Source organism: Pseudomonas sp. C11 (genome assembly GCF_034683865.1).
GTDB lineage: Bacteria > Pseudomonadota > Gammaproteobacteria > Pseudomonadales > Pseudomonadaceae > Aquipseudomonas.
In genome coordinates, this window is record NZ_JAWIIP010000002.1 from 195,373 (window position 1) to 211,199 (window position 15,827).

At 62.4% G+C, this 15,827-nt stretch carries 12 protein-coding genes; 7 read left to right on the plus strand and 5 right to left on the minus strand.

The genetic code is table 11. The annotated features are described in order from the left end of the window. Nucleotides 1-40: 40 nt before the first annotated feature. The gene (locus tag VC352_RS04050; protein WP_322978304.1) at nt 41-862 is read right to left on the minus strand and encodes an ABC transporter substrate-binding protein; all 822 of its coding nucleotides are present in this window, start codon (nt 860-862) and stop codon (nt 41-43) included. A gap of 450 nt (nt 863-1,312) precedes the next feature. On the opposite strand from VC352_RS04050, the gene sstT reads away from it, so the two are divergent. Together sstT and VC352_RS04060 are read left to right on the plus strand one after the other, a co-directional pair. Beyond that, the gene (gene sstT / locus VC352_RS04055; RefSeq protein WP_322978305.1) at nt 1,313-2,536 is read left to right on the plus strand and encodes a serine/threonine transporter SstT; all 1,224 of its coding nucleotides are present in this window, start codon (nt 1,313-1,315) and stop codon (nt 2,534-2,536) included. Nucleotides 2,537-2,690: 154 nt separating this feature from the next. Beyond that, the gene (locus VC352_RS04060; protein WP_322978306.1) at nt 2,691-3,458 is read left to right on the plus strand and encodes an ATP-binding cassette domain-containing protein; all 768 of its coding nucleotides are present in this window, start codon (nt 2,691-2,693) and stop codon (nt 3,456-3,458) included. 7 nt (nt 3,459-3,465) lie between these two features. Here the strand turns inward: VC352_RS04060 and fhuF are convergent, their stop codons facing one another. The 4 genes from fhuF to VC352_RS04080 form a co-directional block, all read right to left on the minus strand. Next, nucleotides 3,466-4,215, minus strand: a complete 750-nt coding sequence (fhuF, locus tag VC352_RS04065) for a siderophore-iron reductase FhuF (protein ID WP_322978307.1) — start codon at nt 4,213-4,215, stop codon at nt 3,466-3,468. 31 nt (nt 4,216-4,246) lie between these two features. Continuing rightward, nucleotides 4,247-5,227 (minus strand): GNAT family N-acetyltransferase, encoded by a 981-nt coding sequence (locus VC352_RS04070; RefSeq protein ID WP_322978308.1) that lies wholly within the window; start codon nt 5,225-5,227, stop codon nt 4,247-4,249. A 59-nt stretch (nt 5,228-5,286) separates the two neighbouring features. After that, entirely contained in the window at nt 5,287-6,609 is a 1,323-nt protein-coding gene (locus VC352_RS04075; protein WP_322978309.1) for a lysine N(6)-hydroxylase/L-ornithine N(5)-oxygenase family protein, read from the minus strand. 168 nt (nt 6,610-6,777) lie between these two features. After that, nucleotides 6,778-7,254 carry a sigma-70 family RNA polymerase sigma factor gene (locus VC352_RS04080; protein ID WP_322978689.1) on the minus strand — a complete coding sequence of 159 codons (477 nt, stop codon included), beginning with the start codon at nt 7,252-7,254 and terminating at the stop codon, nt 6,778-6,780. Nucleotides 7,255-7,403: 149 nt separating this feature from the next. On the opposite strand from VC352_RS04080, the gene VC352_RS04085 reads away from it, so the two are divergent. From VC352_RS04085 to fhuB, 5 genes are all read left to right on the plus strand, one after another. Beyond that, nucleotides 7,404-8,402, plus strand: coding sequence for a FecR family protein (locus VC352_RS04085; RefSeq protein ID WP_322978310.1), 999 nt, complete (start codon nt 7,404-7,406; stop codon nt 8,400-8,402). 196 nt (nt 8,403-8,598) lie between these two features. Continuing rightward, nucleotides 8,599-10,281 (plus strand): cyclic peptide export ABC transporter, encoded by a 1,683-nt coding sequence (locus VC352_RS04090; RefSeq protein WP_416340079.1) that lies wholly within the window; start codon nt 8,599-8,601, stop codon nt 10,279-10,281. A 114-nt stretch (nt 10,282-10,395) separates the two neighbouring features. Further along, nucleotides 10,396-12,807: a TonB-dependent siderophore receptor gene (locus VC352_RS04095; RefSeq protein ID WP_322978312.1), complete on the plus strand. Its 2,412-nt coding sequence runs from the start codon at nt 10,396-10,398 to the stop codon at nt 12,805-12,807. A 98-nt stretch (nt 12,808-12,905) separates the two neighbouring features. Then, nucleotides 12,906-13,832: an ABC transporter substrate-binding protein gene (locus VC352_RS04100; protein WP_322978313.1), complete on the plus strand. Its 927-nt coding sequence runs from the start codon at nt 12,906-12,908 to the stop codon at nt 13,830-13,832. After that, the gene (fhuB, locus tag VC352_RS04105) at nt 13,825-15,819 is read left to right on the plus strand and encodes a Fe(3+)-hydroxamate ABC transporter permease FhuB (protein ID WP_322978314.1); all 1,995 of its coding nucleotides are present in this window, start codon (nt 13,825-13,827) and stop codon (nt 15,817-15,819) included. The genes VC352_RS04100 and fhuB overlap by 8 nt, the downstream gene beginning before the upstream one ends. The last annotated feature ends 8 nt before the right edge of the window (nt 15,820-15,827 follow it).

A 15,827-nucleotide genomic window follows, 5' to 3' on the forward strand; every position in this document is an offset into this window, starting at 1 on the left:
TACCTGCATCATCGGGCGGATCGAGAAAGGGAGCGATGCATCAGTCAGGCGTCACGCCTTCGAGCTGGTACTTGTCGATCAGCGCCTGGTATTCGCCGCTTTCGCGCATCGCCGCCAGCGCCTGGCGCAGTTGCGCCTGCAGGGCGTCATTGCCCTTGCGGGTGAAGATGCCGAGGGTTTGCATGTAGATCATGCGCGGCGAGCTGACCACCAGACGGCCGCGCGAGCGCTCGGCGAACATCCTGGCGGTTCCGGCGATCTCGATCTGCGCGTCGATGTTCTTCGACAACAGAGCCTGAGAGGCTTCCGGCGCAGTCGGAAATTCGCTGACCACGATCGGCTCCTTGCCGTTGGCGACGCAGTGGCTGTCGGACAGCTCGCGAATGGGCGTGACCCATGAAGTCCCCTGCTGCAAGCCCACCCTCAGACCGCACAGGGCTTTTTCGTCTTCGGGCTGTACCGGATTGTCCTTGCCGACCAGGATGAAGGCGCCGCTGCGTGCGTAGGGAATGGCGTCTGCCTGAACCAGACGCGGCGGGGTGATGTAGAGCGCCGAGATCGTCGCGTCGAACTTGCCGCCGTTGAGGCCGAGGATGAGGTTGGCGAACTTGGTATCCTGGAAACCTACCTCCACCTTCATATGCCGGGCGATGGCCTCGCTGAGTTCAGCATCGAAGCCAACCACCTTGCCGTTCTCCCAGGACTCGAACGGCGGGTAGTTGATTTCCATCGCGACGTTGAAGGTACCGGGTGTGACGACGCTTGCAGCCGTGGCGAGTTGAGCGGTGGTCAGGGCGCCAACAGCGACCAATGTCGCTGCGCATAGCACCTGCCGCCCTTGCTTGCAGACATGTCCGCGCATGGGAATTCCTTATGAATGGGCATTCTTGGGGGCAGGTTTGCAAGAGCCGGAGCGCGTGGGGGGCATGCGCTCCGGCAGAGGTTTCACACTGATGCGTGATTATTGGTATGGGCTTGCGAGGTCACCATAAACAGGATCTGCAGAGGCATGAATCCCGAGTTGCAAAAGCCAGCTTTCGCATTTTGACAATTTACCCAGTGACATGCGCGGCAGCCGCTTTACCGGCCTCTTGTCCCTGCGTAGCGACCACAGAAGACGCTGTGGTTTGCATCGATGCGACAGCAGGTTACAGCCCTTCGCCCATCCCCGTTCTGCGTCAATGCCGCTACTCATGTCTGTGCTAGAGTCGCGCGCTATTTTTTCGGCTGCCTTCTGCTGGCTCCGCTGAAAAACCTCTCGAACCAGGCGAGACGCCACTTGCAACGCGCCCAGCAACCAGAGACCCACGCGATGTCCCAAGCCATGCCCCCTGCCCTGCAGTTCCTCAACCGCACCAGCCTGGTGACGCAGATCATCATCGGCCTGCTCGCAGGTATCGCCCTCGCCGTCATCGCCCCACAGACCGCACTGTCCGTCGGCTTCATCGGTGATGTCTTCGTTTCGGCCCTGAAGGCAGTTGCTCCGGTGCTGGTCTTCATTCTGGTCATGGCGTCCATCGCCAATCACCAGCAAGGCCAGCAGACGCATATCCGCCCGATCCTCATGCTGTACCTGATCGGCACGTTCAGCGCCGCCCTGGTCGCCGTGGCGGCAAGCTTTCTGTTTCCTTCGGCGCTGGTGCTGAGCAGCCAGGCCGGCGAACTGACACCGCCCGGCGGTATCGGTGAAGTGCTCAAGACGCTGCTGATGAACATCGTCGACAACCCGGTCAACGCCCTGCTCAAGGGCAATTTCATCGGCATCCTGGCCTGGGCCATCGGCTTGGGCTTCGCTTTCCGCCACGCCAGCAGCGGGAGCAAGCAACTGCTGGGCGATCTGTCGCATGGCGTGACCTCCATCGTCAAACTGGTGATCCGCTTCGCCCCGCTGGGCATCTTCGGCCTGGTGGCCTCCACCCTGGCCACCTCGGGCCTCGACGCACTGCTCGGCTACCTGCATCTGCTGATGGTGCTGGTGGGCTGCATGCTGCTGGTGGCGCTGCTGGTCAACCCGGCGCTAGTGTACTGGAAGATTCGCCGCAACCCCTACCCGCTGGTCTTCACCTGCCTGCGCGAAAGCGGCCTGACCGCCTTCTTCACCCGCAGCTCGGCTGCCAACATTCCGGTCAACCTGCAACTGTGCCAGCGCCTCGGCCTGCATGAGGAAACCTACTCGGTCTCTATCCCGCTGGGTGCGACCATCAACATGGCCGGCGCCGCCATCACCATCAGCGTGCTGACCCTGGCGGCCGTGCACACTCTGAACATCGCGGTCGATCTGCCCACCGCCCTACTGCTCAGTGTGCTGGCGTCGATCAGCGCCTGCGGCGCCTCGGGCGTGGCCGGCGGCTCGCTGCTGCTGATCCCGCTGGCCTGCAGCCTGTTCGGCATCCCCAACGACGTGGCCATGCAGGTAGTAGCCATCGGCTTCATCATCGGCATCGTTCAGGACTCGGCGGAAACCGCGCTGAACTCCTCCACCGACGCGCTGTTCACCGCAGCGGCCTGCCTGGCGGAGCAACAGCGAAAAATCTGAACGGTACAGCCATAAGCTGAAGGCCTGGGCGAGAGCATGCTTTCGCTCCGGGCCAGATGCGTGACGGCCGCGGAGACACACAGCAAAATTGATAACGATTAGCGTTTGAATTAGATTGGCGGCCTTATCAATACCCACTGCCGCGGATGGCCCCATGTTCGAATTGGAAAGCGTCAGCTTCAGCATTCCTGAGCGCACTTTGCTGCATCCCCTGAACCTGCGCATTGCCCCCGGGCAGATGGTCGGCCTGATCGGTCACAACGGCTCGGGCAAATCCACCCTCATCAAACTGCTGGCACGCCAACAGCAGCCCAGCGGTGGCAACATTCGGCTCAACGGAAAAGCCTTGGCCGCCTGGGGTCAACGCGACTTCGCTCAGCAGGTCGCCTACCTGCCTCAGCAATTACCCCATACCGACGGCCTGACCGTGCGTGAGCTGGTGGGCTTCGGTCGTTACCCCTGGCATGGCGCGCTCGGTCGCTTTGGCGATGAGGATCGTGCACAGATCCAGCGCGCCATGGAGCTGACCGATACCAGCACGTTTGCCGAACGCCTGGTCGATCAGCTCTCCGGCGGCGAGCGCCAGCGCGTCTGGTTGGCCATGCTGCTGGCACAGAACACCCGCTACCTGCTGCTCGACGAGCCCACCTCGGCACTGGACATCGCTCATCAGGTCGAAATCCTTTCACGCGTCAGTGATCTCAGTCGCGAACTGGGCCTCGGCGTCCTGGTGGTGCTGCATGACATCAATATGGCCGCGCGCTACTGCGACGAGCTGCTGGCCTTGCACAGCGGCCACCTCTTGGCTCAGGGCAGCCCAGCCGAGCTGATGCACGGTGAGACCCTGGAGCGTATCTACGGCCTCCCCATGGGCGTGATGGCCAATCCAGTGGACGGCTCGCCGATCAGCTACCTGCACTGAGCAAGCGCTACAGATCGCCGGTAAGAGGCAGAGGCTGATCGAGCAAGGGGCAGTTATCGCAATGCGCGAGGCTGTCCAGGCGGTAACGAATGCAACACACCCTGCGTTGACGCCAGAGACCGTCGGGGCGCAGCGCCTGGCTAACCTGCACATACCGAACCGGCCTGAACAGGGGGTTGCGAACGCCATCGGCGCTTCGCTCCCGCTCCATCAGTTCGTGGCCGTGAAGCAATAGCGAGGGGGGCAAGACCTTGCCCATTTCACCGACGAACCACTCCAGGTAATTGCCGGCGTTGCTCCAGAGCACCTTGGGCGACAGCCGCGCCTCCTTGGCCAGAATCTGGGTAAACGCCTGCAGATGATCGATCAGTTCGGCGAAGCGCTGGAAGGCATCCGACGGTTGCTCGGCAAACGACTCGCCATCGCCGGATAACTTGAAGGCCTGCGGCAGTCCCTGCTCGTCCAGCACCACCTCGACCGTATCGAACGTCAGAGGCAGCCGCCGCCCCAACACCAGCGCGGTGGCGACCACCGGCGGAATCAGTCGAACCAGATAGTGTTTGGACCACTGCGAGGCCAGTGCCCGACGATCCTGGCCAGCGTGCAAGGGGTCGAAGCGCTGCAAGACCTCGTCGAGCTGGGCGGTTTGCAGGAGTTGCCGTACCGGCAACGACGGACGCGGGTCATCGAAGGTGGCCAGGACGTCGCGATAACTCGCGAACTCGCCAAAGAACAGCGGCGCAAGGGCAGCGATCATCGCCACCCCCTGCGAGCTCGGAAGAAACGACTCAGCACAATCGGCATCGGTCGAAGAAGCGCTCGCGACTCTGCACCATCAATGCGGCGCGCTTGTGCGGGAAATCGAATTCCTTTTCCTGCCAGAAGCCCAGGCGCTGCATGTGGCCAATCATGCGCTGATTATCGGCGCGCGGCTCGGCGACGATACGCCGGGTACGGGGCTCATCCAGTAACAGATAATGCACAAGAGCCGATAGCCAGCCTTCCACCTTGTGCGGCCCGCGATGATCTTCTTCGCCAACCAACATGTGGATACCTCGATCGTAGTCATCGACCGCATAGAAAGGCGCAATGCGATCCTCCTTGGCCCAGTAAGCCTCGAAATAGGCGAACGGCTGATCGTCAAAACACCCGATCAGGGTCAACACATGCGAATCGCCCGCCAGCCGCTCCAGGTATTCGCGGTGCTGCTCGAGGCTACCCTGCTCCTGCCAGAACTCGGCTACCCGAGGGTGGTTCTGCCAGCGACTGAAGCGCTCCAGATCAGCCTCGATATCCAGTGTACGTAGCGAGATCCAGCTGCCCAGGCGCCTGTCAAAGCGACGATACAGTTCGCCATCGGGCTTCGGCGGTCGCTGCGGGTGACGCCGCCCATCGCTGAGCACGAAACGCTGCGGGTAGTTCTCGCTGGCCGCCACACGTCGCCAGGGCATGGGCAATTGCCAGAACATCGAACGCTGCACCTGCCAGAGGCCTTCCACTTCAGGACTGAGCAGCCCCGCCTGCACCAACTCAGCGGGGCAATCGTCCAGCTTCAGCAACAGGCGCTGGCAACCTGGATCGATGGCGAACCCCTGGTAGGCAAACGCCCAGACTGCAAGCGGCATATCGTGTGCCTGCAGCCACCAGACCTCGTCCTGAAGCTCGGCACGCAGCAGCGGTTGCCCATCCAGCAGGAGGGTCAGCGCATGGGCGCCACCTTCGACCAGCAGCGTGCGTCCATCGGGCAAGGGCAGAGAAACACCGGGCATGGATATCACCTCGAAAACCTCAAGACGAATGGCAGATGAAAATATTTAGTCGAATCAACTCAGGCACTTTCCAGCGCCCGAGTCGGAGTCGAAATCGCCGCCGGCAAGTGCTCGAACAGGGATTGAGAGATCTCCTGTGCACGCATCGGCAATACCGACAGCAGGGTATCGCTCAGCCCGTGACTGCTCTGGCTGAAGCCTTGCAGATAGATACCCGCCCGCAGGCGCGCATCGGCACGCACGCGATAGTCGCGCTCGACGCGGAAGTCACCCAGGTACTGCTGCAGAGGCGCCAGCAATTCGCGGTGCGAGTTGCGCTCGTAGCCGGTGGCGAGGATCACCGCATCGTAGCGCTTGCTCTCCACACTGCCGGTGGCGCTGTCGCGCAGCGCCAGCTCGATACCCGCATCACTGGCACGCGCGCTTTCCACCGTGCGCCGGCACAGGAAGCCATGGCGCGCCTGTTTGGCCACCTTCTGCCGGTAGAAGATGCCGTAGATACGCTCGATCAGATCCAGATCGACCACCGAATAATTGGTGTTGTGGTACTCCTGAATCAGCTTTTCACGCTCGGCCTCAGGCTCGTTGAATACCAGGTCGGTGTAATCGGGGGTGAATATCTCGTTGACGAATGGGCTGTCGTCAGCCGGCTTGAGCACTGCCGCGCGCAGGATCATGTCCACCTGCACCGAGGGGTAACTGTCGTTGAGGTCGATGAAAGCCTCCGCCGCGCTCTGCCCACCGCCAACCACGGCGATACGCATTGGCTCATGGCGAGTGCAGGCCTGGCTGGCCATGCGCTCCAGGTACTGGGCGTGATGGAATACGCGGGCGTCATCACGCAGATGAGAGAAGGCCGAGGGAATCCGCGGCGTACCGCCGGTGCTGAGGACGATGGAACGAGCGAGCCGGAAGCGTTCGCTGCCCTGGCTGTCGCGAGAGATCACCCGCAACTGATCAATGCCCTGGGCACCCTGCACCGGCTCGACGCGGATCACCGTCTCGCCGTAAGCGCACTGATCGGCGAATTGCTGGCCGACCCAGCGCAGGTAGTCGTTGTACTCCAGCCGACACGGATAGAAGGTACCGAGATTGATGAAATCGACCAGACGCCCCTGCGCATGCAGGTAATTGACGAAGCTGTAGGGGCTGGTGGGATTGCGCAGGGTCACCAGATCCTTGAGGAAGGAAATCTGCAATTCACTCTGGCTCACCAGGGTATTGCCATGCCAGCGGTAATCCTGCTGCCGATCGAGGAACAGCGCGTGGTAAGCACGCCCCTCACGTTCAGCCTGCTCCTGCAGGGCGATGGCCAGTGCCAGGTTGGAGGGGCCGAAGCCGATGCCGAGCACGTCGTAGGTCGGAACGATCAACTGAGTCATGATGCCTGTGTCCTTTAGCCGTTTGCCACGAACAAGCCATGGGCCTGTCTGGGAGAGTCCGCTTGCTCGGCCTGAAGGCGTGAGACTGCGGTCTTGAAGAAAAGACGAGGCAGGCACTCAGAAATTTATAATCATTCTCATTATTGATACTGGATCGACACTCGGGTCTCACCCCGCCCAATGACGCAGACGCATGCGGCAATGTTTCATGGCGTTGACGATGTGCTTCTCCACCATATCGCGAGAGATGCCCATGCGCTCGGCGATCTCGGCATGAGAACAGCCTTCCATCTTGCGCAACAGAAACGCCTGGCGACAAACCGCTGGTAGTTCGTCCAATGCGCGCTTCAACAGGCCCAGTTGCTGCGCCTGGCTGGCCTGAGCCTGCGGGTCACACGCGTCGTCGAGTTCATCGTGCCCCAGTGATTCGAGCGGCTCAGCAGCACGCACCAGCGCACTGCGGTGCCGGTCAACACTCAGGTTGATGGCGGTACGAAAGAGAAAGGCGCGCGGCTGCTCGATGACATCCATGGTCTTTCGCTCGAGCAGCCGCAAGAAGCTCTCCTGAGCCAGATCCGCAGCTGCCTGGCGATCACCCAGCGTGCGATTGAGGTAGCGGATCAATTCTTGGTAATGCTGAATCACAACGCTCTCTAAACCCCTGGAGGAACCGCCCCGCGCAGGTTCCTGATGTGTCACGGCAACAGACACTTGCTGACAGCCCGGCTCAGCGATACTTATAATCACTCGCATTTTATGCAAATGAAAGCCTTGCAAAACCTCGGAACGCCCGAATGATCGAGCAGCAATCCAGCGACGAAGACGAACGCGTCAGCATCGAGGCGGCGCACTGGTGCGCGCGCCTGCATGATGCGGACTGCACGGCCGAGGAGCGCCAGGCTTTCGCTCGCTGGATAGCCGCCGCCCCCAGTCATCAGCACGAGTACGACGTAATGCTGGGGATCTGGCAACTGGCCGATCACTTGCGCCCGGCGCATGTACCTGCGCCTCGACACGCAACCGCTCGCCCCCGTCGTCAGCGCAAACGCTGGCGCGCCGCCAGAATGGCCACTGCCGCCATGCTGGGAGCGGTGACCATCTGGCTGGGCGGTTGGTCGGCCGGTCTGCTGCCAGCGCAGGCCGGCTACTACGCAGCGCAGGAGACCCCACGCCAGGTCATGCTGGCAGACGGCTCGCACGTGCAACTGAACAGCCACAGCTGGCTGATCTTCGCCAGCTTCCGCGATCGCCGCAGTGCCTGGCTCAATAGCGGCGGCGAAGGCTACTTCGAGGTTGCCCACGACAGCGCACATCCCTTTAGCGTGCTGACCGACAACGGTCAGGTTCGCGTCACCGGCACCCGCTTCAACGTCTGGACAGACGACCAGCAGATGCTGGTCAGCCTGCTCGAAGGCGCCGTGGTGGTCAGCCCACCGAGTGGCGTCCAGGGTAGCCAGGCGCAGCTTTCGCCCGGCATGCAGGCGCGCTACCGCCAGGGCAGCAACCAGATCGACGTGGAACAGGCGAGTACCGCCAGCGCCATTGCCTGGATCGAAGGAAAACTGGTGCTGGATGACCTGTCACTCAACGTCGCCCTGCCCCTGATCAACCGCTATCTCGAACGACCGGTGCGCCTGGGCGACGCCGCCAGTGGCAACCTGCGTATCGGGGGAATCTATCGCACCGATGACCTCAAAGCGCTGATCGAATCGTTACCGACCGTGCTGCCCATCGAACTGAAGCGTCACGAGGACGGCGCACTGGTGCTGAAGAGCCGCTACGCCTCGCTCTAAAGGGTGGTGTGTCACGTAACGACCTCGCTTGCACCCGAAACGAAATCAGCACTGCCAGTCCGATCGCGGGTTTTCGTTGAGTTTTCTCCTGCCTCATTCGTCTTAACAAGAACGATTCGGCTTTGCAGTCATTTCGATTGCAACCGCGTTGCCTCGTTTTCCGGCGCAGCCTTGCGCCGAGCCTCAGGACTGGATGATGCAGACACCTCCGCAAAGTACGTTCCGCGAACTCTTCCGGCTGTTACGCCCGTTCGCCCCGCAACTCGCCGCCGCCACCCTGCTGGGCATTCTTGGTGGTGCCAGCATTACGGCGCTTCTGGCCACCATCAACTACAGCCTGCACTCTGACGAAGGCATGCAGAGCGCCCTGCTACTGGGCTTCGCCGGTTTGTGCCTGATGGCGCTGGTCGGCTCGATCATCTCCGACATCGGCACCAACTATGTCGGCCAACACGTCATCGCCAGGCTGCGCAAGGATCTGGGCAGCAAGATCATCTCGGCACCGATCGACCAGATCGAGCGCTACCGCAGCCACCGCCTGATTCCGGTGCTGACCCATGACATCGACACCATCAGCGACTTCGCTTTCGCCTTCGCTCCGCTGGCGGTGTCACTGACCGTCACCCTGGGCTGCCTGGGCTACCTGGCCTCGCTGTCGTTGCCCATGTTCCTCACCACTGCCCTGGCGATCGTCATTGGCAGCGCCATCCAGTACGTGGCGCGCAGCAAGGGCATCCGTGGTTTCTTCCAGGCCCGTGACGCTGAGGACGACCTGCAGAAGCACTACCGAGCCATGGCCGAAGGCGCCAAGGAACTGCGCATCAGTCGTCCGCGCCGCTTCCAGCACTACAGCGAGCGCCTGCAGGGCACAGCCGAACGCATCTGCGACATTCAGATTCGCTCGATCAACCTGTTCGTGATCGCCAAGGGTTTCGGCTCGACCCTGTTCTTCATCGTCATCGGCGTGGCCCTGGCCTACCAGAGCTTCTGGCCCAGTACCGACAAGGCGACACTGAGCGGCTTCATCCTGGTGCTGCTGTATATGAAAGGCCCCCTGGAGCATCTGGTCGGCCAGTTGCCTATCGTCAGTCGCGCCCAGGTAGCCTTCCGCCGTATCGCCGAGCTGTCGCAGCGCTTCTCCTCACCGGAACCCAACCTGCTGCTACGCGACGACGGCCGCAGCGTCCCGCCGATGCAAGGCATCGAACTGCGCGGCCTGCACTACCGCTACCCCACCGAAGATGGCGGCGAGGGTTTTGGTGTCGGCCCGGTGGATTTGCATATCCGCCCCGGCGAGATTCTCTTCATCGCGGGCGAAAACGGTTGTGGCAAGACCACACTGATCAAGCTGCTGCTGGGCCTTTACGTCCCCAAAGGGGGCGAACTTCTGCTCAATGGCGAGCCAGTCACCGACGCAGATAGAGATGATTACCGCCAACTGTTCACCACCATCTTCGCCGACTACTTCCTCTTCGAGGATCTGCTCAAGGGCAGCCAGGACATCCCGGCCGAAGCCAACCGCTACCTGGAGCGGCTGGAGATCGCTCACAAGGTCAGCCTGGATGACCACAATTACTCCACTACCGACCTATCCACCGGCCAGCGCAAGCGCCTGGCGCTGGTGCAGGCCTGGCTGGAGAAACGTCCGGTGCTGGTGTTCGATGAATGGGCGGCTGATCAGGATCCAGAGTTCCGCCGCATTTTCTACACCGAGCTATTGCCGGAGCTAAGGGCGCAGGGCCGTACGCTGATCGTCATTTCTCACGACGACCGCTACTTCCACGTCGCTGACCGCCTGTTGCACATGGCGGCTGGGCGAATCGTGTCGATAAAAGAGCATACGCCGGAGCCAGCCGCAGCAAGCTCAGCGATGTCATGACGCGCAAAAAGAAGCCGGACGAAAAATTTTCGTTCCGGTTTTTTTACGCTCAAACGTCTTAAAGCAAATCATTCTAATTAAAACCAACACTACACACCGATCAGGAGTACTGCAGTGCACTCTTCGCGTTCACTCTTCAAACCCGACACTTCGCTCGCGCCCCTTGCCCGACTGGTGCGCGCTGCTGCATTCGGCCTGGCACTCAGTGCCTCCATGCCATTGCTGGCAGAGCCCGTGAGCATCGATCTGCCCGCGCAGCCGCTGGCATCGGCGCTGACCAGCCTGGGGGCACAGACCAACCTGCAAATACTCTTCAATCCAGCCCAGCTTGCCAGCCTGCGCAGTCCTGCCCTGCGTGGAGAAATGGAGCCCTTGCAGGCACTGGACACCCTGCTCAAGGGCACCAACGTGCGCTATCAGGTCGACGGTAATCGCATCAGCCTGATTGCCAGCAGCACTGATGACCAGGCGGTGTCCTTGCCGGCACAAACGATCGAAGGCCGCATCGAAGGCCAGAGCAGTTTCGTGCCCAAGACCAGCAACACGGCCAGCAAGACCAATACCCCCCTGGTGGAAATTCCCCAATCGGTCTCGGTGATCACCCGCGCGCAGATGGAGGCACAGGGCGCCCAAAGCGTTACCGAGGCGCTGCGTTACGTACCCGGGGTCAAGGTGGAAACCTACGGTCTGGATCCCAAAGGCTACGACTGGCTGTTCATCCGCGGCTTCAATGGTCAGAGCACCAGCGACTACCTCAACGGCCTGCGCCAGCAGACCAACGACTACGCCATGTTCCGCAGCGAGCCTTATTCACTTGAGCGCGTCGACGTGCTGCGTGGCCCATCTTCCACCCTGTTTGGCCAAGGCGATGCCGGCGGCGTGATCAACCGGGTGAGCAAGAAGCCGACTGCCGACCAGATCAACGAAGTACAACTCTTGGCAGGCAGCCATGATCGCCGCCAGGGTCAGTTCGATGTCGGTGGCGCGCTGGACGAACAGAACCAGTTCCTCTACCGCGTTGTCGGCCTGTATCGCGAAGCCAACACGCAGTTGGAGTACGACGATGGCCATGAGCTGGAAGATGATCGCCAGTACATCGCACCGTCCTTCACCTGGGCGCCGGACGAAGACACCAGCCTGACCCTGCTCACCGACTTCCTGCGTGATCGCAACGGCGGCAGCCTGTTCGTCTACACCAAGCCCAACGGCCACACCACCGATACGCTGCTGGGCGATCACAGCTTCAACCGTTTCGACCAGGATCAGTACAACCTGGGCTACGAATTCCGCCATCGTTTCAACGATACATTGGAGTTCCGCCAGAACCTGCGCTACGGCCAGGTGGATCTGACGTTCAATAACCTGTTGCCCAACTGGGCCGCATTCAACTCAACCACCGGGAACCTCGTAAGGATTGCGGATCGCCGTAATCAGCACATGGATACCTTCGCGGTGGACAATCAGCTACAAGCCGATTTCACCACGGGCTCGATCCGCCACATCCTGCTGAGCGGGGTGGACTATAGCTGGCAGGACGCAGACGTCACCTTCTACCGGAACTTAGGCCCAACGCTGAACGTGTTCAACCCCGTCTATGGCCAGCCAGTAACGACGCCGGGCCCAACCAACGGGCTAACACAAGCCGACTACAACCAGACCATCGAACAACTCGGTGCCTACATCCAGGATCAGATCTACTTCGACGATCACTGGTTGCTGACCCTGGGTGGCCGCCACGATCGCGTGCGCAACGACTTCGACAACAACATTGCCGGTGGTCGATCCACCAACCAGAAGGACGACGCCTTCACTGGCCGCGTAGGTCTGACCTACCTGACCGACTTCGGCCTGGCACCCTATGTCAGCTACGCCGAATCCTTCGTCCCGAACACCGGGGTCAGCAGTCAGGGCAGCACCTTCGAGCCCAGCGAAGCCAAACAGTGGGAAGTGGGGGTGAAGTACCAGCCGCATGACGACCTGCTGCTGACCCTGGCCGCCTACGATCTGACCAAAACCAATATCCTCACCGCCGAGCGTAATAGCAGTGGCGGCACTACCGGCTTCAACGTTGCAGAAGGTGAGCAGCGCTCGCGTGGCATCGAGGCCGAAGCTCGCCTCAAGCTGGATGAACACTGGGATATTCTCGGTTCCTACACCTACACCAAGGCGCAGATCACCCGCAGCAACGACAACAATGAAGGCAACCGCCCGGCCAACGTGCCGGAACACATGACTTCGGCCTGGGTGAACTACAACTTCACCAATGGCTCGCTGCAGGGCCTGACCCTTGGCGCCGGCGCCCGTTACGTTGGTTCGATGTACGGCACCAATGCCAACACCTTCGGTGCCGACAGCTACACCCTGTTCGATGCATCGGCCAGCTACCGACTGACGCGAAACGTCACGCTGGCCGTATACGCGCAAAACCTGTTGAACGAGGACTACATCGCTACCTGTGACGCCGCAACCAGTTGCTACGTGGGCCTGGAGCGCAACCTGATGACCAGTGTCAAGTACAGCTGGTAACCAGACGCAAAGCCCGGCACCGCCATTGGCGGTGCCGGGCTTTTGCATGCTGACTGATCAGGCTCCTGCGGGAGCCTTGCGCATATCTGGAGAAACACTTGCCAGCCTCAACGCCCCTCCCCCACCGGCTCCTGAAACGCCGCCACCTGCTGCAGGCCATGGCCATCGGCGGCCTGGCCCTCGGCTGTGGCTTGCCACTGCGCGCAGAGCCGCTACAGAGCGTGGTCGCCATCAACTGGGCCGCGGCCGAAACCCTGCTGACCCTCGGTGTAGAGCCCCTGGCCATTTCCGATGTCGGCTACTACCGCAGACGCATGCCCGCCCCACCGTTGCCGCAGACCGTGCGTGATATCGGCCCCTACTGGGAGCCGAATCTCGAGCTGCTGCATCAGTTGAATCCGCAGTTGATCCTCAGCGATGCCCTGCCCAACAGTGTGCTACGTGCGCTGAGCGGTATCGCACCCACCGAGGTGGTCAACATCTTTCCCACCACTCAGGGTGTATGGAATAGCGCCAGCGCCTTCATGCGCCAGTTGGCCGAGCGCCTGCACCTGAGCGAGCAGGCCGCCGTCTATCTGCAAACGGCGGAGCAACGCCTGGACGCTCTGCGCGCTCGCTTGGCGCTACGCCCACAACCGCCGCTGTATATCGCCGTGCTCAACCAGGATGGCCGCCACGCCACGGTCTATGGCCAGCACAGCATGGCGCAGGACGTGCTGCAGCGGCTGGGGCTACGCAACGCCTGGAGTGGCCCGAGCAATGCCATGGGCTTTAGCCTCACCGGCATAGAGCGCCTCAGCGAGCAGCCCGATGCGCACCTGCTGTACATCGAAATCCCTACCACCTCGGCGCGCCTGCAGAGCCTGCGCCAACCCAACGCCCTGTGGGACAACCTACCGGCGGTGCGCCGCAATCAGGTGCATGCGCTGGGCAAATTCTATCCCTATGGTGGCGTGGCCTCTTACCTGAGCCTGGCCGAGCGCATTGCCGACTATCTGGACAGATCGGAGGTGCAACATGGCTGAGTCACTGAGACTGCCAGTGCAACGCATCAATCGCAGCCGGGGTTCAGCGCTTTGCACCCTGGTCATCGCCACGCTGGCGGCACTGCTGGTGTGGCGCGGACTAAACGGGCTGCTGCCCCGCGAGCTATGGTGGCAAGCATTATGGTCACCGGATCTGGACAGTCCCAACCAGGTGCTGCTGCATTTCAGCTTCGCGCCACGCCTGCTGGTCAGCCTCATGGTCGGCGCCGCCCTCGGCCTGGCCGGCACCCTGTTCCAGCAGATTCTGCGTAACCCGCTGGCCGAACCGGTGACCCTTGGCGTCGCGGCCGGTGCCAACCTGGCCCTGTCGGTTACCACCATCTGGGCACCGACCTTGCTGATCCATGGCCTGGAAGCCGTGACCCTGGCAGGGGCCGGGCTGGCCACGCTGGCCCTGTTCAGCTTCGCCGGGGGGCGCCAGTTGTCACCGCTGCGCTTCATCCTGGCCGGCATGGTGATCAGCCTCTACTGCAATGCGCTGAACGCCCTGCTGGTGTTGTTCAACCACGACTATCTGATCGACCTGCTGCTATGGCAGGCCGGCTCGATCAACCAGAGCGGCTGGGACGGCGTGCTCTACCTGGCGCCACGCCTGGCCGTCGCCGCCACGCTCGCGGTGCTGCTGGTTCGCCCACTGGCAGCGCTCGGTCTGGAAGACCAGAGCGCTGCCAGCATCGGCGTGTCGCTGCGCGCCACCCGTGGCTTCGGCCTGCTGATCGCGGTGGCGTTGAGTGCCTTCGCCACCAGTGTGGTCGGCATCATCGGCTTCGTCGGCCTCGCCGCACCTGCAATCGCGCGCATGACCGGCGCTCGCACCCTGCGCCAACGACTGCTGTGGGCGCCTCTGCTCGGCGCCGCGCTGCTGTGCCTGGTCGATCAGTGCGCACGCGAGCTGTCGCGCCTGGTCGGCGAAGTCCCGGCCGGCATCCTCACAGCGGTGTTCAGCGTGCCGCTGCTGCTGTGGCTGCTGGCGCGCCAGCGCAGCGGCGGTATCCAGCCGCACAGAACGAGCCTGGGACAGCCAACGGCGCATCCATGGCGGCCCATCCTGCTGGTTTTCGGGCTTCTGCTAGTGTCGCTGATACCCGCCGTGTTTTTGGCCAAAGGGCTGCACGGCTGGCAATGGGCAGAACTCAGCGAGCTGCACTGGCGCCTGCCGCGGGTGTTCGGTGCACTGGCCGCCGGCGCCATGCTGGCCATGGCCGGGCTGCTGGTGCAACGCCTGACCGGTAACCCCATGGCCAGCCCGGAGGTATTGGGTGCCAGCTCAGGTGCGGCGCTAGGCGTGCTGGTGCTGTTCCTGCTGGTACCGCAGCCGCAGGCGCTGATGTTACCGGCCGCCGGCCTTGGCGCCTTGCTGACCCTGGCGGCTCTGCTCTGGTTCGCCTGGCGCAGTGCCTTCAGCCCTGAGCGTCTGCTGCTCACCGGGGTGTGCCTGACCACCTTGATGGGCGCGTTGAGCACCCTGCTGATGGCCAGCGGCGACCCGCGCATGACCGCGCTGATGAGCTGGATGACCGGATCGACCTATCAGGTCGATGCCGCTGCCGCCACGACCGCCGTGATCATGGCCGTACTGCTGGGCGCCGCTGCAATGCTGCTGGCACGCCCACTCGACCTGCTCGGGTTGGGCAACGGTACAGCGGCAGCGCTCGGCCTGCGCCTGCGCGCCAGCCATCTGGCCATTCTGCTGTTGGCCGCCCTGCTCACGGCCGCATCCACCCTGATGGTCGGCCCTCTGAGCTTCGTCGGTCTGATCGCACCGCATATCGCCCGCCACCTTGGCGTGCGCCGTGCGCTGCCGCAGCTGTTGCTGAGCGCAGGTGCCGGCGCGCTGATCATGCTGCTGGCCGACTGGCTGGGACGCAACCTGGCCTATCCCTGGCCGGTTTCCGCCGGGTTGCTGGCTGCCTTTATCGGCTGCCCGTACTTTCTCTGGCTGATGCAGCGCGAACGTCACGGCTAGCACATCGT

Coding starts and splice junctions, on each gene's coding strand:
- VC352_RS04085 (WP_322978310.1), top strand. CDS start 7,404: ATGATCGAGCAGCAATCCAGCGACGAAGACGAACGCGTCAGCATCGAG.
- VC352_RS04070 (WP_322978308.1), bottom strand. CDS start 5,227: ATGCCCGGTGTTTCTCTGCCCTTGCCCGATGGACGCACGCTGCTGGTC.
- VC352_RS04060 (WP_322978306.1), top strand. CDS start 2,691: ATGTTCGAATTGGAAAGCGTCAGCTTCAGCATTCCTGAGCGCACTTTG.
- fhuB (WP_322978314.1), top strand. CDS start 13,825: ATGGCTGAGTCACTGAGACTGCCAGTGCAACGCATCAATCGCAGCCGG.
- sstT (WP_322978305.1), top strand. CDS start 1,313: ATGTCCCAAGCCATGCCCCCTGCCCTGCAGTTCCTCAACCGCACCAGC.
- VC352_RS04090 (WP_416340079.1), top strand. CDS start 8,599: ATGCAGACACCTCCGCAAAGTACGTTCCGCGAACTCTTCCGGCTGTTA.
- fhuF (WP_322978307.1), bottom strand. CDS start 4,215: ATGATCGCTGCCCTTGCGCCGCTGTTCTTTGGCGAGTTCGCGAGTTAT.
- VC352_RS04075 (WP_322978309.1), bottom strand. CDS start 6,609: ATGACTCAGTTGATCGTTCCGACCTACGACGTGCTCGGCATCGGCTTC.
- VC352_RS04050 (WP_322978304.1), bottom strand. CDS start 862: ATGCGCGGACATGTCTGCAAGCAAGGGCGGCAGGTGCTATGCGCAGCG.